Source organism: Micromonospora sp. WMMD1102 (genome assembly GCF_029626265.1).
Taxonomy (GTDB): Bacteria; Actinomycetota; Actinomycetes; order Mycobacteriales; family Micromonosporaceae; genus Plantactinospora.
Map to the genome: position 1 here is coordinate 4,812,327 of NZ_JARUBN010000001.1, position 16,390 is coordinate 4,828,716.

The following is a 16,390-nucleotide window of genomic DNA, read 5'->3' on the forward strand; positions in this document are numbered from 1 at the left end:
GCATGCGGTGGCGACCGACGGTACGGACAGGAGTGGCCGGACTGCTCGCGCTGGGGCTGATGGTGCCGCCACCGGCCCGGGCCGCCGAGGCGGTGTCCCCGGCCGGGTTCGTGGCGGCGTACCCGACGGTGGCGGCGGCGATGCGCTCGGCCGGCGGCCCGTACGCCGACTGGGTCGCCGCCGGCCGGTCCTTCCTCGCCTTCGACCCGCACGGCGACGGCCTGGCCGTGGAGGTGCTCGGCGACCTCGGCAGCGCCGACCGGATCGCGGTGGTCGTGCCCGGGGTGGACAGCACGCTGCGGGACTTCGACCGCGGTCTGGGCGGGGTACGCCGACGCGCCCCGGCCGTCCAGGCCCGCGTCCTGCACGACGAGATCCGCGCCCTCCGGCCCGACGCCCGGGTGGCGGTGCTGGCCTGGCTCGGCTACGACACGCCGGACGGGCTGGGCCGGGCGGCGGCCCGCACGGAGCACGCCCGCGCCGGCGCGGCCGCTCTGGTCGAGCTGACCCGGACGCTGGCCCGGCACCGGCCCGACGCGACGGTGACGCTGGTCGGGCACAGCTACGGCGCGCTGGTGCTCGGGCTGGCCGCGGCCGAGCTGCCGCCGCAGGTCACCGACCTGGTGACGCTGGCCGGGATCGGGACGGGCGTGGACCGGGCGGCCGAGTTGGGCACCGGTGCCCGGGTCTGGGCCGCCGAGGCGCCGGACGACTGGATCCGCCGGCTGCCGCCGGTGCGGGTGTTCGGCTTCGGGCACGGCGTCCGGCCGGCCAGCCCCGGGTTCGGCGCCCGGCCGCTGCCGGTGGCGGGGGTGACCGGGCACGACGGATACCTGGTGCCGGGCAGCACGACACTGCGCGCGACCGCCCTGGTCACGCTCGGCGCGACCGGGCGGGTCGACGAGACGGCGGTGAGCGGCCGATGAGCCTGCTGGACCGACGACAGACCGACGGCGCGGCGGTGCCGCCGGGGCGGAGCACGCCGACGCCGTCCCGGCTGCCTGCCCGCCCGGACGGCGCGGGGCGGGACCGGGGCGTCGACGGGCTGCGGGCGTACGCGATCGGCGGGGTGGTGCTCGGGCACTGGCTGGTCACCGCCCTGGTGCTCGGTGCCGACGGGGCGCTGCGCACCGCCAGCCCGCTGGCCGCGATGCCGGCGTTGGCACCGGCGACCTGGCTGTTCCAGACGCTCGGGCTCTTCTTCTTCGTCAGCGGGTACGCCTCGGCCGGGTCGCTGCGCTCGGCCGCCGCCCGGGGACTCGACCCGGCCGGATGGCTGGGCCGGCGGCTGGGCAAATTGGGACGACCGGTGTCGCTGCTGCTCGGCGGCTGGCTGGCGGTGCTGGCCGTGGCCGCCCTGCTCGGCACTCCGGCAGGGACCCTGCGCACCGCCGCCACGCTGGTGGTCAGTCCACTGTGGTTCCTGCTGCCGCTGGTGGCGTTGATCGCGGCGACCGGACCGCTGTCCCGGGCCCTGGACCGGTACGGGCCGGTCCGGCTGGCCGTACCCGCAGTGGTGTTGGTCACGCTGAGCGATCTGGTCGGGCGGGTCGACGGGGGCTGGCCGGTGCCGCTGCCCGGGGACGGGGTGTGGCGGGTGCCGGTGGCGGTGCTGGCCGGCTGGCTGCTGCCGTACCTGCTCGGGATGGCCCTCGCCGACGGCCGGCTCGGCGGCCGGCGGGTCGCGGTCGGGCTGCTGCTCGGCGGTGCCGCCGGGATGGCGGTGCTTGGCTGGGCCGGCTATCCGGTGAGCGCGGTCGGGGTCCCCGGGGACGGGATGTCCAATCTCGACCCGCCGTCGCTCTTCGCGGTCTGCCTGGCGCTGGCCCAGATCGGGGTGGCGCTGCTGGTCCGGCCGGCACTCGGCCGCCTGCTGGCCCGGCCGGGCCGGTGGGCGCCGGTGGACCGGCTCAACAGGGTGGCGATGGGCGTCTACCTGTGGCACCAGAGCACCCTGCTCGGGGTGACCGCCCTGGTCGCGCTCCTGGCCCGGCTGGCCGGCGCGGACGCCGTACCCGGACTGCACACCGCACCGGACGGAGCCGGCTGGGTCGCCGCCCGGCTGGCCTGGCTGCCGCTGCTGGTCCTGGTGCTGGCGGTGCTGGTGGGACGGACCGGCCGCGACCGACCGGCGAGGCGGCAGCACGGACGGTGACCGACGGAGCGTCTTGGCGGACCATCCCCGGTCGGGGAGCCGACACCGGGGGACCCGGATGGCCGACTGCGGCCGCCGGGTCCCCCGGGTGTACGATTACTCGTGTTCCAGGTCCGGCCGACAAGACGGAGGTGATCGCTGTGCGAGATAGCGATCCTCCCAGTCGTGGCCGGGTCCTTGGTCAGTCCGCCTGAGCCGTGACGTTTCCCGCCGACTGACCCAGTTCCGCTCCACACCGCATCCCGGTCCCGCCCCGGCAGTCGCCGGTGCGCCGAGCCGGCTGTGCGAATCCGCTGGCTGTCACCGAGCCGAGGCGTGTGGAGCTTTCCGGTCACGACTTCGTGTGCGCGTCCACTGATCCCCGAGACGTCCCCGCCGCACGCCGGCCCGGCACGTCTCCAGTCGCCACCCGGAGGCACAATCATGCAGCGTTACGTCGCCCCGCTGGGCTTCACCCTCGCCGCCGCCTGGGTCGTGGTGGTCTTCATGCTGGTCCGCGCGACCCCGTGACGGAGATCTCCGCCAGACCGGCGCACCCGCCGTTCCGCCCATCCGCACGTGCCCGGCCGGGCCGTAACCGGCACCGACCGGGTACGTCCGCACAGCCGCCCACCATGGGCGCTCACACCAGGCGGGACGTCCAGAGCAGACTCAGGCCCGCCGCGCAGAGCGCGAAGAGCAGCGCGATCCCGGCGTACCACTGGGTGATCTCCCGGGCCTCGGTCCGGAACCCGATCGAGCTGCCCATGTCCTGGTAGACCTGCTTCAACTCGCTGACCGAGGCCGCCTCGTAGAAGTACCCCTGGGTCGTCTCGGCGAGTTCGGCCAGGGCCAGCCGGTCCACCGGTACCCGCTGTAGCTGGCCGCCGATGTCGACCGCGCCGGAGTCGGTGCCGAACGCGATCGTCGAGACCGGCACGTTCGCCGCCTGCGCCGCCGCGCCGGCCTCCTCGATCGACCGCCCCGAGGTGCGGTAGCCGTCGGAGAGCAGCACGATCCGGGCCGGCGGGATGCCCTGGGCACCGTCCGCCGGCACCGAACGGATCGCCTCCAGGCAGGTGAAGACGGCCTCGCCGGTCGCGGTCGCCTCGGCCAGCACCAGGCCGTCGATGGCCTGCACGACCGCCGGCCGATCCTTGCCGGGCGGCACCAGCACGTTCGCTGACTTGGCGAAGGCGACCAGCCCGAGGTTGTAGGTCGGCGGCAGCTCGTCGACGAACTGCTTGGCCGCCTCCTGGGCCGCCTCCAGCCGGTTCGGCGCCACGTCGTCGGCCTCCATCGACAGCGACACGTCGATCGCCAGCATGATGGTGGCGCGCTCCAGCGGCTCCTTGGTGTCGATCGCCGGCCGGGCCATCCCGGTGGCCAGGATCAGCAGGCTGAGCAGGAAGACCCCGGCCGCGGCGTGTCGGCGCCAGCCGATCCCCTTCGGCACCAGGGTGCGCAGCAGTTCGACGTTCGTGAACCGCATCGCGTACGTGCGGCGGTGCATCTGCCGCCAGATGTACGCCCCGGCGAGCAGCAGTACCGGAAGTACCGCCAGCAGCCACCACGGTTGCAGAAAACGGATCATCGTGTCGTCCCCCGGGTACGGGCGTGCCGCTGCGCTGCGACGAAGCGCACCATGTCCAGCAGCCAGTCGGAGTCGGTCCGCAGCCGCAGGTGCGCCGCTCCGGCGGCCCGCAGCTCGTGGGCGATGGCACCGCGCTGGGCGGCCGCCGCGGCGGCGTAACGTCGCCGCAGTTTCGGGTCGGCGGTCTGCACCTCGTGCAGTTCACCGGTTTCGGGGTCGACGACGGGCAGCACGCCGACGTCCGGCAGTTCCAGCTCGCGCGGGTCGACGACCTCGACGGCGAGCACCTCGTGCCGGACCCGGAGCTTGCGTACCGGCCGGCCCCACTGTGCCGGCGGGGCGAGGAAGTCGGAGATCACCACCGCCATGCCGCGCCGCCGGGGCGGGCGGTTGAGCGCGTCAACAAGCAGGCCGAGGTCGGTACGCCCGGGTCGGGTCGGCGTGCCGGCGATGGTCCGGAGCAATCCCTGCGCCTCCTTCCGCCCCGGCCGGGCCGGCAGCCGCAGCACCCCGGGCGGGGCGCCGGGCGAGGTCGTCCGGCCGTCCCGGGGTGGGCCGGTGCCGATCACCGCGCCGATCCGGTTGCCGCCGCGCACGGTCAGGTGGGTGACCGCCGCCGCCGCCGCGATCACGAGTTCCCGCTTGAGCCAGCGGCCGGTGCCGAAGTCGAGGCTGGCCGAGAGGTCCACCGCCAGCCAGGTCTCCAACTCCCGGTCGGCCACCGTACGCCGGACGTGCGGCACGGTCGTCCGGGCCGTCACCGGCCAGTCCATCCGGCGTACGTCGTCGCCGGGGCGGTATTCCCGGGACTCCCCCGCCTCGGTGCCCGGCCCCGGCAGCAGCCCGAGGTAGTCGCCCTGGAGCAGTCCGTCGAGTTTGCGGGTGACCAGCAGCTGCAACCGGGAGAGCACCGCCTCGGCCCGGGCCGGGCTGTTCTCGGTGGCCGGCATCATGCCTGCGGGTGCCCGGGCCACGCCGGGCCGGACGCCGGAATCCCGGACGCCGGGCCGAGCCCGGGACCGGGCGGCGGGGCCGAACTGGCGTTCTGCCGGGGCGCGACGGAGGGCAGCGGGATGGTGGACATCACCCGGTCGACGACGTGGTCGGCGGGGATGTTGTCGGCCAGCGCGTCGTAGCTGAGCACCAGCCGGTGCCGGAGGATGTCCGGGGCGATGTCCTGGACGTCCTGCGGCAGCGCGTAGTCCCGGCCGCGCATCAGGGCGAGCGCCCGGGTGGCCCGGACGATGCCGAGCGAGGCGCGCGGGCTGGCACCGTACTGGATGAGCTGGGCGACGTCCGGCATCCCGTGTTCGGCCGGGGCACGGGTGGCCAGCACCAGGCGTACGGCGTAGTCGACCAGGGCGTTGTGCACGAACACCTGGTCGGCCTTCTGTTGCAGCCCCACGAGTTCGAGCGGGGTGAAGATCGAGGACGGCTCGGGGGCACTGACCCCCATCCGGTAGACGATCTCGCGTTCCTCCGCGTCGGTGGGGTAGCCGACGATGATCTTCATCAGGAAGCGGTCCCGTTGCGCCTCGGGCAGCGGATAGACGCCCTCCTGCTCGATCGGGTTCTGCGTCGCCATCACCAGGAACGGGTTCGGCACCCGGTGGGTCTGCCCGCCGATCGACACTTGCTGCTCGGACATCACCTCCAGCAGCGCCGACTGCACCTTGGCCGGTGCCCGGTTGATCTCGTCGGCGAGCAGGAAGTTCACGAAAACGGGGCCGAGTTCGACGTCGAACTTCTCGCTCGACTGCCGGTAGATCCGGGTGCCGACGATGTCGGCGGGGACCAGGTCCGGAGTGAACTGCACCCGGGCGAAGGTACCGCCGACGACCCGGGCCAAAGTCTCCACCGCGAGCGTCTTCGCCACCCCGGGCACCCCTTCGAGCAGGCAGTGCCCGCGGGCCAGCAGGGCGACGAACATCCGCTCCACCATCCGGTCCTGCCCGACGATGACCCGCTTGACCTCGAAGAGGGCGCGTTCGAGCAGGGTCGCGTCCTCGGCCGGGGTGCTGCCCAGGGTCGGGACGGCACCGCCGACGTCGGGCGGGGTCGGGGTGTCGGGCGTCGTCGGCTGGGCCACCGGTCCTCCACAGCAGGTTCACGGATCAGTCGGGGGGTCGGCGCGGGCCGACGACCCCAAGCGTCGCACGTCCGGCTGAGAGGCGGCGAAGGAGAACCGGATTTGCGGTTTCATCCGGCGCGTCTGCGGCTGCGGGAGGTGCGCAATCCGGCAAACGGTCGAGGGTGGGTAGACATAGGGGGGTTTTCTCCGGGTACGATGCAGCGGATCGCCGGGCGGCTCCCCCCGTGGCTGCCCGGCGATCTCTTTTCTCCTGCTCCGTCCACCGGCGCCGTAGACTCGCCGCCGTGACTGACGTGTCCACAGCCGAAAGCAGCGCCCCACCCCCGGTCGACGACCAGGCCCGGATCTGTTCGGCGCGGGGCTGCCGGGCGGCGGCCGTCTGGGCGTTGCACTGGAACAATCCCCGGCTGCACACTCCGGAACGGCGCAAGACCTGGCTGGCCTGCGCCGAGCACCGGCACACGCTCGGCGACTTCCTCGGCGCGCGCGGGTTCCTTCGGGAGGTAACACCCGCCGAGGGATCGCCTACGCTCGACACGTGAGCGAGCGAGGCGACGAGCGGGACACGCACGGGCCGGCCGACCGGGGCGAGCCGGTGTCGACCGGCGAGGTGACGACCGGAGGGTCCGCGGCCGGGCATCCTCCGGCCGGACCGACAGATCCGCTGGAGCCGTGGCCGGAGACCGTGCGCTGGCAGCCGGTCTCGGCCGACCTGGTCAAGGTGGAGGCGCTGCGGCTCGGGATCGGGATGCTGGTCCTCGCCGCCGGCGCCGTGATCGGGCTGGCCCTCACCGGCCACTGGCTCTTCGGCCTCGCCCTCGGCCTGGTGGTCGCGCTCACCCTATGGCGGCTGGCGGTCATCGTCCGGGCCGTCCGGGCCTGGGGGTACGCCGAACGCGACAACGACCTGCTGGTCCGGCACGGCCTGCTGGTCCGGCGGCTGTCGATCGTGCCGTACGCCCGGATGCAGTTCGTCGACGTCACCGCCGGGCCGCTGGAGCGCGCCTTCGACCTGGCCACCGTGCAACTGCACACCGCCGCCGCCGCCAGCGACGCGCGGGTGCCCGGCCTGCGCCCGGCCGAGGCGTCCCGGCTGCGTGACCGGCTCACCGCGCTCGGCGAGGACCGGGCGGAGGGCCTGTGACGGTCGAGGAGGTCGCCGAACCCCGCAAGCGACTGCATCCGCTGAGCCCGCTGCTGCACGGGGCGAAGTCGCTGGCGGTGATCGTCGCCGCGCTCTCCTGGTCGACGCTGTCCCGGGTCGGCCTAGGCGTCTTCACCCTGCTGGTGGTGGTGCTGCTGCTCGGTGCGCTGGCGCTGTCGGTGGTCAGTTGGTACAACACCGGCTACCACGTGGTGGGGCGGGAGCTGCGGATCCACGAGGGGCTGCTGTGGCGGCGTACCCGGGCGATCCCGTTGGAGCGGTTGCAGTCCGTGGAGGTGGTCCGGCCGCTGCTGGCCCAACTCAGCGGGCTCGCCGAGCTGCGCCTGGAGGTGGTCGGCGGCGGGAAGACGGAGGCGCCGCTGGCGTACGTCACGGTGGCCGACGCGGTGACGCTGCGGGAACGACTGCTGGCGCTGGCCGGCCGGGCGCCCGGCACCGGGGCGGGCACGGCAGCTCCCGGCCGGCCCGGAGCGCCGGAGCCGGGGCGGCCCGTCCCGACCGGGGCACCAGGCGTCGGCGGGCTGGCCGGCGCCGTCGAGCCGCCGACCGGCCGGCCGCTGCACGCGGTGTCCAACCGCGACCTGCTGGTCAGCCAGCTGCTCACCCCACAGGCGTTCTTCCTGCCGTTCGGCCTCGCCTTCGTGCTGGTCCAGTTCTTCACCGAGGACTCCTGGTCGTTCATCGCGGTCGCCAGCACCCTCACCGCGATGGCCGGGGTGGTGCTCCAGCCGATCCGGCGGGTGCTCGACGACTGGAGTTTCCGGCTGGCCCGCGACGACGCCGCGCTGCGGGTCCGGCACGGGCTGCTGGAGACCCGGGCCCAGACCGTACCGCTGGACCGGCTCCAGGCGATCGGGGTCACCTGGCCGCTGCTCTGGCGGATGAAGGGCTGGCTGCGGATGCGACTGTCAGTGGCCGGCATCGCCGCCGGTGAGATCGACAACCGCAGTACCCCGGACCGGTTGCTGCCGGCCGGCGACCTGGCCACCGCTCAGATGATCATGTCGGAGGTGCTGCCCGGGGTGTCCATCACCGGCACCCTCACCCCGCCGCCGGCCCGAGCCCGCTGGGTGCACCCGCTGGCCCGTACCGCGCTCGGCGCCGGGCTCTCCGCCCGGGTCTTCGCGGTCCGCTCCGGCCTGCTGACTCGGGAACTGCTTGTCGTGCCGTACGCCCGGATCCAGAGCGTCCGGGTGGTGCAGGGTCCGCTCCAGCGACGGCTGCGGCTGGCCACCGTCTACGCGGACACGGCCGGCGGGCCGGCCGCAGCCGCCCGGGACCGGGACCTGCACGAGGCGTGGGCCTTGGCGGCGGAGTTGACCGCCCGGGCCCGGTCCGCCCGGCTCAGCGCCCCGCGCTGACCGACCGCTGCGGCGCCGGCTCCGGCGCCTCCGGTCCCACCGGCGGCTCGGGGTCGGCACCCGTCATGGCTTCCGACACGCTCCCGACGGGCTGACGGCGGGCCTTGCGCGCCGCCCACCAGCGCTCGGCGAGCCCGACGGCCAGGAACGTCAACCCGACGTACGCCCAGCCGACAAGTACGTCGATCACGTAGTGCTCGCCCGCGTAGACCAGGGTGAAGGTCATCGCCAGCGGATAGCAGAGCAGCAGCGGCCACCAGCGTCGCCGGGTCGCGCCGAGGAAGAAGACCACCACGAAGAGTGCCCAGGCGGTGTGCAGCGACGGCATCGCGGCGACCGGGTTGGAGGCGATCTGGCCGGCGTTGAGCAGGTTGCCGGCGCCGTGCATGCCGAACTCCCGCCAGCCCCGGGTGGAGATCCGGGCGACCTCCTCCAGCATCCCGTAGTGGGCGGCCCACCAGGGCGGCGCGGCCGGGTAGACGAAGTAGGTGACCAGACCGCTGGCGCAGAGGAAGCCCCAGCGCCGCATGAACGCCGCCCAGCGGGGTCGGGAGCGCAGCCAGAGCACCACCGCGGCGGCCAGGGTGACCACGAAGTGCGAGAAGTAGACCCAGCTCACCCCGACGTCCCACCAGTGGATGCCGTCCGGGTCGTAGAGGTGCTGTTGCAGCCAGACCGTCGGCACCTGGCCGTCCATCGCCCAGCCGAACATCCAGCGGTCGGCGGCGATCAGCTCGTAGGCGTGCGGTGTCGCCCCGTTGTCCGCGAACCCCCGGGAGAGGTTGTAGAGGGCGAGGAGCACGACCACCGGAAGCCAGTCCCGGGCGAAGCCCAGGTGGGTGCGCCAGGGCCGGTCACTGCGCCAGGCGATGGTGGCGGCCCAGAGCCAGGCGAAGGCGTACAGCGGGTCGGTGGGCAGGCCGATCAGCAGCCAGCCGGCGACGAAGGCCACCGTCCAGATCGACATGGCGACGATCCGGCGGTGCCGGCCCTCGGGCGCGGCCGGCGGGGGCGTGGGCGGGGTGGCGGGAGCGGTAACGAGCATCGCCGTCCAGGTTAACGGCGCGGGTACGACGAACGCCCGGAGGGACACCACCGCAGGGCCGCCGTACGGCGCGGCAGGTACCGCACTAGCAACTCGCTTGCTAGCCTAGTAACTCGGTTGCTAGTCTTCCCGGCCATGTCGGTATCCCGAATCCTGCTCGGCCTGCTCGAACCGCGGTCCCAGCACGGCTACGTGCTGCGCCGCCGCTACGACGAGTGGTTCGGCACCAGCCGTCCACTGAAGTCCGCCCAGGTCTACGCCACCCTCGGCCGGCTGGACCGGGACGGGCTGATCGACCTCGCCGGAGTGGCCAGCGGGGTCGGCCCGGACCGCCGGGTGTACGCCATCACCGAGGCGGGCGTCGGCGAACTCGACCGCTGGCTCGACGAGCCGGAGGTGCCGGAGGTGACCGCCAGCCGGCGGGTGCTCTTCGCCAAGGTGCTCATCGCGCTCTCCAGCGGCCGGCCGGCCGAGCCGATGCTCGACCGGCAGCGCCAGGCGCACCTGGCCCGGATGCGCGAGTTGCGCGCCCAGCGGCAGGCCGGCGACCTGCTGACCCAGCTCGACGCCGACTTCGAGATGTACCACCTCGACGCCGATCTCAAGTGGATCGACGGTGCCGTCGCCCGGCTCGCCCGGCTGGCCGCGCTGGTAGCCCACGTCGACGACACGGACGTCGACGAGGTGGAGGTCGACCACGCGGAGAAGGAGACCGACCGATGACCCTCACCGACAGCAGCAGCATGACCAGTCGACCCTGCTGCACGTACTCGCCGGCATCCTCCGCCCCGAGCACGGCGAGGTACGCCTCGACGCGCAGCGCATCGACAACCTTTCCGACAGCCGGCGCAGCCGGCTCCGGCTCCGCTCGTTCGGCTTCGTGCTCCAGTTCGGCGACCTGGTGCCGGAACTCTCCCTGGGGCAGAACGTCGCACTGCCGCTCCGGCTGCTCGGCACGCCCCGGGCCGAGGCCCGGCGCCGGGCCGCCGAACTGCTCGGGCAGCTGGCCGTCGCCGAGCTGGCCGACCGCCGCCCGGGACAGGTCTCCGGCGGCGAGGCGCAGCGGGCCGCCGTCGCCCGTGCGCTGGCCCACCGACCCTCGGTGATCTTCGCCGACGAGCCGACCGGCGCGCTGGACAGTGCGGCCGGCGAGGTGGTGCTGGACGCGCTCACCGGGCTGGCCCGCCAGGAGGGCAGCGCCGTGGTGATGGTCACCCACGAGGCCCGGGTGGCGGCGTACGCGGACCGGACTGTATTCCTCCGCGACGGGCGGGTGGCCGCGTGACCGGGCCGGACCGTATTTCTTCGCGACGGGCGGGTGGCCGCGTGACCGGGCCGGACCGGCGGGACCGGACGGGTGGGGCGTTGGCCGGGCTCTGGCGGTGGAGCTGGCTCGGGCTGCGGCTGTCGGTCGGCTCCGGGCGGGGCGGGCTGCTGCGTACCGCGCTGATGTCGTCCGGGGCGGCGCTCGGCGTACTGCTGGTGCTCGGGTCGCTGGCCACGGTCTCGGTGGCCGGTGCCCAGCACGAGCGGGCCGAGGCCCGGACCCCGGTACGCGAGGAAAAGCCGGCCACCCCGTCGACGCTGCGGATCTACGACATCTCCGACGCGGTCGGTGGCCGGGTGCTCCGGCGTACCGCCGTGGTCGGTGCCACCGCGACCAGTCCACGCCCGCCCGGGGTGGCCGCACTGCCCGCGCCTGGGGAGATGGTGGTCTCGCCGGCCTTGCGTGACCTGCTCGGCACCGACCCGCGGGCCGCCGGGCGGCTGCCGCAGCGGGTGATCGGCACGATCGGCCCTGCCGGGCTGCTCGCCCCGGACGAACTGCTGGCCTACGTCGGCGCACCACCGGCGGCACCGGCGGAGACCGACCGGATGCTCGACGAGCACTGGCCGGTCACCGGCTTCGGGCATCCGCTCGGCTACGCCCTCGGCGACCTCACCTCCGGGCCGGACGTCTTCACCCCGGCCCGGATCCTGGCCGGCGCCTTCGGGCTCTTCGTGCTGGTGCCGTTCGGCGTCTTCCTGGCCACCTGCGCCCGGCTCTCCGCCTCCACCCGGGACCGCCGGATCGCCGCGCTGCGCCTGCTCGGCGTCTCGGCCCGGCAGGCGACCCTGGTCAACGCCGTGGAGACCGGGGTGGTCACCCTCGGCGGGGCGCTGCTCGGGCTGGCCGGCTTCGCGGTCCTCGCCCCACTGTCGGAGGGCTGGCGGATCGGCCGGCTGCACTGGTACGCCGCCGACCTCGCCGTGCCGGTCCCGCTGGTCGTCGGGATGGTCGCGGTGACCGTGGCGTACGCGGTGGTCATCGGCGTGCTCGCCACCCGACCGGCCCGGGTGAACCCGCTGGCGGTACGCCGGGACGCGCCGCACCGCCGCCCCGGGCTGTGGCGGCTGCTCCCGCTGCTGAGCGGGCTCGGCGGGGCGCTGCTGGCCGGCTGGTCCGGCCGGGCCGAACCCGACCAGGCCGACGCGCTGCTCTTCGCCGCCTCGATGCTGTTCACCGGCCTGGCCCTGCCACTCGCCCTGCCCACCCTCGGTTACGCCGCCGCCACCCTGCTGGCCCGGCTGCCGGGCACACCGGTCTGGCTGGAACTCGCCACCGCCCGGCTGCGGCACTCCCCCGGGGTGGCTCCCCGGCTGGTCGCCGCCTTCGCCGTGATGATCTACGTGGCCGGGATGGGCTCGCTCGGCATCGCCCTGGTCGCCTACGACCAGAACCTGAGCCCGACGAACGACCCGGGCGGGCGCCGGATGCACCAGATCCTCGGGCCGGGTCCACTGCCGGCGGCCGAGCTGCGGCAGGTGCCCGGCGTGCAGGTCGTCGACCTGACCAGCATCCCGGTGACCGTCGCCGGCGAACGGGGCTGGGCGATCGTCGGCGACTGCGCGGACCTGACCGGGATGTTCGAGCTCGCCGCCGGGGAGTCCTGCGTGGACGGCCGGACGTACCGGCTGGTGCACGACACCGCCTTCGGCGGCACCCCGCTGCCGGACCCGGGCGCCGAGCTGGTCCTCGGCAACGGCACCCGAATCCCGGCACCCGAACCGATGCTGCACCTGACGATGCGGTTCGACGTGGGGATGAGCGGGGTGATCCTGTTGACCCGGCAGGCACCGGTTGCCGCCGCGCTGGATGTGCCGCCGTCGGACTCGGTGCACCTGGTGGCGGACGATCCGGCCGCCGCCGACCGGGCCGCCCAGGTGCTCGCCACCCAGGTGCCGACCCGCTACCTACAGGGCGACCTCGGCGGCCGGCACGGCTTCGACGCCGAACTGCTGGTGACGCTGCTGGTCACCGGGCTGGTGCTGAGCTTCGTGCTCGGCGTCGGGGCGTTCGCCGTCGCCGCCGTGGACCGGACCGTGGAGCGGCGCCGGGACAACGCCACGCTGGCCGTGGTCGGCACCGGACCGGGCACCATCACCGCCGGCGAGGTCGGGTTCAACACCCTGCCGCTGGCGATCGGGCTTGGCCTGGCCAGCCTGGCGACGGTCACCATCGCGCTCGTGCTGGCCGGACTCTCCGACGTCGACCAGGGCCGGGTCCTCGACTGGGTCGCCCCGACGCTCTGGCTGGCCAGCGGTGCGCTGGCGGTCGGGCTGGTGCTGATCGCCGTACCGGCCTGGCTGACCCAGCGGATCACCGCCGAGCAGCTCCGCCGCCCCTGACCGGGCAGGCAAGGCGCTCGGGCACTGCCGCCGCCAGGCGGGGCCGGCCGGCCGGCCAACGCCAGCCGACCGCGGCAACGCCAGCCAACGCGGCCGACGCCGGCCGACGAACGTCCGGCGCGGAGACTGTCGAGCTGCCCCGCTCGTGCGCCCACCACAACGGCGGCCGGCCCGGCCGCGCTCACCTGGACGCCAGAGGCGTAACCGGTCGGTCGTAGCGCCTCTGGTGTCCAGGTCTGCGGACGACCGACCGGGCGGGCGAGGCGATCAGCGGCAGCGGCAGTCGGTGTCCGGGACGGTTCGACCCCGGACACCGGCCGGGTCACTCCGGTCGGCGGGGCGGCGGGACCGCGCCGACGAAGACCCGCCAGGCGTACGGGTCGAAGCGCAGCACCGGCCCGGCCGGGTCCTTGCTGTCCCGCACCCCCACCACCCCGGGCAGGTTGCCGGCGACCTCCACGCAGTTGCCACCCGTACCGTTGCTCCGGCTGCTCCTGCGCCACCGCGCCCCGGTCAGCTCCATCGCTCCGCCACCTCTGAAATCAACTCGATCGACTGCTCGTGCGGCAGGGCCACGCTGCGGATCGCCTCCCACGCCCGGTGCAGCGCGCCGACGTCCTCCGGCTGGTCGAGGATGATGCCCCGACGGGAGTTGTCCAGGAAGGCGACGTCGTCGCCCTCCGACGGAGTGGCGATGGTGAATGGCCCGTTCAGCCCAGCGTACGCGCCGGCCGAGGCCGGCACGACCTGCACGCGGACCCGGGGATGCTCGGCGCAGACCCGGACGATCGCCAGCAACTGCTCGCGCATCACCGCCGGCCCGCCGACCGCCCGGTGCAGCACCCCCTCGTCCAGCACCGCGAAGAGGTGCGGCGCCGGCTCCCGGGAGAGCACCTGCTGCCGGTCCAGCCGGGCCAGCACCTGCTCGGCCACCTCCTCCGGGGTGAGCAGCGCGCCGCCGGCCAGCACGGCGCGGGCGTACTCCTCGGTCTGCAACAGGCCCGGCACCACCACCGGCTCGTAGCAGCGCAGGATCACCGCCTCCTGCTCCATGGCGGCCCACTGCTGGAACCAGGGCAGCAGCGCCGCCTCCTGACCGGCCGCCCGGAGGATCCGCTCCAGCAGCCCGCCGGTCTGCAACACCTGCTCGCAGCGGAGCGTGAAGTCCCGGCTCGGCCGCCGCTCGCACAGCTCGATCTTGGCGACGAGCGCCGCGGAATACCTGATCCGCTCGCTCAGAGCCTGCTGCGACAACTCCGCGCCGGCCCGCGCCCGGCGCAGTTCCTCGGCGTAGATGGCAAGTGCCGCCGACCGTCCCACGTCGTCTCTCCCGTCTGTCAGCCCGTGACGTGTCCTCGCCTCCGTGCCACGCGGTGGCACCCGCGCCCTTCGATCGATGCCGACCAGGGCCCGAGGGTAGCGGGCTCGTCACGGTACGAAAACCACCTGGTCACGTACGGTCCCGACCGTCCGGGAAGCCGGGCCGGCTGCGGACTATCCGACAGCTGTCCGGCGTGTCGCCCCGTGTCGGCAACGGCGGTGCGCGGAACATCTACCCTTTGCCCCATGGATCAGGAACACCCGGCCGAGCGGGCGCCGGAGTCAGCGTCGGACGCGTCGACGCAACCGCAGGTCAGCGCGGTCTCCCCGCAGCCGCAGAGCGTTCTTCCGCCGGGCCTGACCGCCCGGGTCGAGCTGACCGTCACCGACCTCGACACCGCGCAGGCGGTCGGCTCCGGCGACGTCCCGGTGCTGGGTACGCCCCGGGTGCTGGCGCTGGCCGAGGCGGCCACCGTCGCCGCCACCGCGAGCCGGCTGCCGGCCGGGATGACCACGGTCGGGATGCGGGTGGAACTCGACCACCGGGTGCCGACCCCGGTCGGCCGGACCGCCGTGGCGCAGGCCCGGCTGGCCAAGGTGGACGGGCGGCGGCTGCTCTTCGAGGTGGCCGTCACCGAGGGCGCGACGACGGTGGCCGAGGGCCGGGTGGAGCGGGTGCTGGTGGACCGGCAGCGGTTCGTGGCGCGGGCGCAGGAAACGGCGTGACCGCGACCGTGGGCCTCGCCTTCACCGAGGTCGCCGACCGGGTGTACGTGCTGCGCCAGCCGCTGCTCGACGTCAACGTGACCCTGGTGGTCGGCGAGGGCGGCGCACTGGTGGTGGACACCCTCTCCACCGCCGGCCAGGCCACCGAACTGCTCGCCGCCGTCCGGACGCTCACCGCCGCCCCGCTGGCCGTGGTGAACACGCACCACCACTTCGACCACTGCTTCGGCAACGCCACCCTGGCCGCCGCCGGACCGGTGTCGATCTACGCCCACGACGAGACCGTCCGGCTGCTGCGCGACGAACCCGCCCTGGTGCGCCGGCAGGCGTACGACGAGGTGCTGCCCGCCGATCCCGGGCTCGCCGCCGAGCTGGCCCGGACCACGATCTTCGCCCCCAACCACCCGGTACGCCGCGAGGCCACCCTGGACGTCGGCGGCCGGACGGTGCTGCTGCGTCACCTGGGCCGGGGGCACACCGAGGGTGACCTGGTGGTGCAGGTGCCGGACGCGGATGTGCTGGTCGCCGGTGACCTGATCGAGCAGAGCGGCCCGCCGGCCTTCGAGGACGCGTTCCCGCTGGAGTGGGTGGAGACGGTGACCGCGCTGCTCGGCTGCCTCACCCCGGGCACGGTGGTCGTCCCCGGGCACGGCACGGTGGTCGACACCGAGTTCGTCCGGGTCCAGCACGACGACCTGGCCACGATGAGCTGGCTGATCCGCAACGGGGACGCCGACCGGGCCCCGGCCGAGCGGGTCGCCCAGCGCACGCCGTTCGGCCCGGAGGCCGGCCTCGCCGCCGTCCGGCGCGGCTACGCCGAGCTGCGCGGCGACGCCTAGCCTCGCGCTCTTGTCTCGATCTGCCTTGTCAGGCGTGGCTCGATGAGCTTGGGATCCTGTCAGGCCAGCCGGTGGCGTCGAGCAGGCTGACGATCTGGCGGTTCTCGGCATGCTCGCGTAGCTGCCGGCTGGACGGCGACCCGGTCAGGGTCGTGGCAACCTTGGACTGCCCTCTACCGAGCGTCAAGGTTACGAATCCGTGTGACCGGATCCCCCTTCGGGCATTCCCTCACTCCTTCAGCTATCGGTGGCCCCAACCGGATCACGGGTGGATTTTTCGCCTGGAGTTTGACGCCCAACCTGCAAACCTTTCTGCTCTTAACTTCGCCAACCTTTACATAGAGGATCGTGCGGGTTTGTTCTTCCAAGAACACATGCCATCCATCTTTGTGTGACAAGGTGTATCCTACTCGCAAATTACCCTTGTTGACGGCGATCTCCTCAG

The 16,390-nt window shown here is 74.0% G+C and carries 17 protein-coding genes; 11 read left to right on the forward strand and 6 right to left on the reverse strand.

Annotated features, from left to right (window positions below; all coding sequences use genetic code 11):
* Positions 1 to 2: 2 nt before the first annotated feature.
* The 3 genes from O7626_RS21515 (at position 3) to O7626_RS21525 (ending at position 2,665) form a co-directional block, all read left to right on the forward strand.
* On the forward strand, positions 3 to 926 hold the full coding sequence (locus O7626_RS21515; RefSeq protein ID WP_278062936.1) for an alpha/beta hydrolase: 924 nt from the start codon (positions 3 to 5) through the stop codon (positions 924 to 926).
* On the forward strand, positions 923 to 2,155 hold the full coding sequence (locus O7626_RS21520) for an acyltransferase (RefSeq protein WP_278062937.1): 1,233 nt from the start codon (positions 923 to 925) through the stop codon (positions 2,153 to 2,155). The genes O7626_RS21515 and O7626_RS21520 overlap by 4 nt, the downstream gene beginning before the upstream one ends.
* 315 nt (positions 2,156 to 2,470) lie before the next feature.
* Positions 2,471 to 2,665, forward strand: coding sequence for a hypothetical protein (locus O7626_RS21525; RefSeq protein WP_278062938.1), 195 nt, complete (start codon positions 2,471 to 2,473; stop codon positions 2,663 to 2,665).
* A 112-nt stretch (positions 2,666 to 2,777) separates the two neighbouring features.
* Here O7626_RS21525 and O7626_RS21530 read toward each other — a convergent pair whose 3' ends face one another.
* The 3 genes from O7626_RS21530 to O7626_RS21540 are packed head-to-tail and all read right to left on the reverse strand — an operon-like array spanning position 2,778 to position 5,817.
* Complete coding sequence (locus O7626_RS21530) at positions 2,778 to 3,728, reverse strand: VWA domain-containing protein (protein WP_278062939.1); 951 nt, start codon at positions 3,726 to 3,728, stop codon at positions 2,778 to 2,780.
* Entirely contained in the window at positions 3,725 to 4,681 is a 957-nt protein-coding gene (locus O7626_RS21535) for a DUF58 domain-containing protein (protein ID WP_278062940.1), read from the reverse strand. The genes O7626_RS21530 and O7626_RS21535 overlap by 4 nt, the downstream gene beginning before the upstream one ends.
* Positions 4,678 to 5,817, reverse strand: coding sequence for a MoxR family ATPase (locus O7626_RS21540; RefSeq protein WP_278062941.1), 1,140 nt, complete (start codon positions 5,815 to 5,817; stop codon positions 4,678 to 4,680). Before O7626_RS21540 ends, O7626_RS21535 begins: the two co-directional genes overlap by 4 nt.
* Positions 5,818 to 6,104: 287 nt before the next feature.
* Here O7626_RS21540 and O7626_RS21545 point away from each other — a divergent pair, with 287 nt between their 5' ends.
* The 3 genes from O7626_RS21545 to O7626_RS21555 all read left to right on the forward strand — a co-directional run bounded on the left by O7626_RS21545 (position 6,105) and on the right by O7626_RS21555 (position 8,346).
* Complete coding sequence (locus O7626_RS21545) at positions 6,105 to 6,362, forward strand: hypothetical protein (protein ID WP_278062942.1); 258 nt, start codon at positions 6,105 to 6,107, stop codon at positions 6,360 to 6,362.
* 68 nt (positions 6,363 to 6,430) lie between these two features.
* On the forward strand, positions 6,431 to 6,964 hold the full coding sequence (locus O7626_RS21550) for a PH domain-containing protein (RefSeq protein WP_278066249.1): 534 nt from the start codon (positions 6,431 to 6,433) through the stop codon (positions 6,962 to 6,964).
* Complete coding sequence (locus tag O7626_RS21555; RefSeq protein WP_278062943.1) at positions 6,961 to 8,346, forward strand: PH domain-containing protein; 1,386 nt, start codon at positions 6,961 to 6,963, stop codon at positions 8,344 to 8,346. The genes O7626_RS21550 and O7626_RS21555 overlap by 4 nt, the downstream gene beginning before the upstream one ends.
* Here the strand turns inward: O7626_RS21555 and O7626_RS21560 are convergent.
* Positions 8,330 to 9,391, reverse strand: a complete 1,062-nt coding sequence (locus O7626_RS21560; protein WP_278062944.1) for a phosphatase PAP2 family protein — start codon at positions 9,389 to 9,391, stop codon at positions 8,330 to 8,332. The two genes, O7626_RS21555 and O7626_RS21560, sit on opposite strands and share 17 nt — an antisense overlap.
* Before the next feature lie 135 nt (positions 9,392 to 9,526).
* Between O7626_RS21560 and O7626_RS21565 the strand changes: the two genes are divergently transcribed.
* From O7626_RS21565 to O7626_RS21575, 3 genes are read left to right on the forward strand one after another with little or no spacing between them, the layout of a single operon-like run.
* Entirely contained in the window at positions 9,527 to 10,114 is a 588-nt protein-coding gene (locus O7626_RS21565; protein ID WP_278062945.1) for a PadR family transcriptional regulator, read from the forward strand.
* 37 nt (positions 10,115 to 10,151) lie between these two features.
* Positions 10,152 to 10,676, forward strand: coding sequence for an ABC transporter ATP-binding protein (locus tag O7626_RS21570; protein WP_278066250.1), 525 nt, complete (start codon positions 10,152 to 10,154; stop codon positions 10,674 to 10,676).
* Between the two features lie 41 nt (positions 10,677 to 10,717).
* Entirely contained in the window at positions 10,718 to 13,060 is a 2,343-nt protein-coding gene (locus O7626_RS21575) for an FtsX-like permease family protein (protein ID WP_278062946.1), read from the forward strand.
* Between the two features lie 322 nt (positions 13,061 to 13,382).
* Here the strand turns inward: O7626_RS21575 and O7626_RS21580 are convergent, their stop codons facing one another.
* Complete coding sequence (locus tag O7626_RS21580; protein ID WP_278062947.1) at positions 13,383 to 13,583, reverse strand: DUF397 domain-containing protein; 201 nt, start codon at positions 13,581 to 13,583, stop codon at positions 13,383 to 13,385.
* Complete coding sequence (locus tag O7626_RS21585) at positions 13,574 to 14,380, reverse strand: helix-turn-helix transcriptional regulator (RefSeq protein WP_278062948.1); 807 nt, start codon at positions 14,378 to 14,380, stop codon at positions 13,574 to 13,576. The genes O7626_RS21580 and O7626_RS21585 overlap by 10 nt, the downstream gene beginning before the upstream one ends.
* 246 nt (positions 14,381 to 14,626) lie before the next feature.
* Between O7626_RS21585 and O7626_RS21590 the strand changes: the two genes are divergently transcribed.
* Positions 14,627 to 15,106 (forward strand): thioesterase, encoded by a 480-nt coding sequence (locus O7626_RS21590; RefSeq protein WP_278062949.1) that lies wholly within the window; start codon positions 14,627 to 14,629, stop codon positions 15,104 to 15,106.
* Positions 15,107 to 15,114: 8 nt separating this feature from the next.
* Positions 15,115 to 15,945 carry an MBL fold metallo-hydrolase gene (locus O7626_RS21595; RefSeq protein ID WP_278066251.1) on the forward strand — a complete coding sequence of 277 codons (831 nt, stop codon included), beginning with the start codon at positions 15,115 to 15,117 and terminating at the stop codon, positions 15,943 to 15,945.
* Positions 15,946 to 16,390: the final 445 nt, after the last annotated feature.

Coding starts and splice junctions, on each gene's coding strand:
- O7626_RS21515 (WP_278062936.1), top strand. CDS start 3: ATGCGGTGGCGACCGACGGTACGGACAGGAGTGGCCGGACTGCTCGCG.
- O7626_RS21560 (WP_278062944.1), bottom strand. CDS start 9,391: ATGCTCGTTACCGCTCCCGCCACCCCGCCCACGCCCCCGCCGGCCGCG.
- O7626_RS21535 (WP_278062940.1), bottom strand. CDS start 4,681: ATGATGCCGGCCACCGAGAACAGCCCGGCCCGGGCCGAGGCGGTGCTC.
- O7626_RS21565 (WP_278062945.1), top strand. CDS start 9,527: ATGTCGGTATCCCGAATCCTGCTCGGCCTGCTCGAACCGCGGTCCCAG.
- O7626_RS21590 (WP_278062949.1), top strand. CDS start 14,627: ATGGATCAGGAACACCCGGCCGAGCGGGCGCCGGAGTCAGCGTCGGAC.
- O7626_RS21520 (WP_278062937.1), top strand. CDS start 923: ATGAGCCTGCTGGACCGACGACAGACCGACGGCGCGGCGGTGCCGCCG.
- O7626_RS21530 (WP_278062939.1), bottom strand. CDS start 3,728: ATGATCCGTTTTCTGCAACCGTGGTGGCTGCTGGCGGTACTTCCGGTA.
- O7626_RS21580 (WP_278062947.1), bottom strand. CDS start 13,583: ATGGAGCTGACCGGGGCGCGGTGGCGCAGGAGCAGCCGGAGCAACGGT.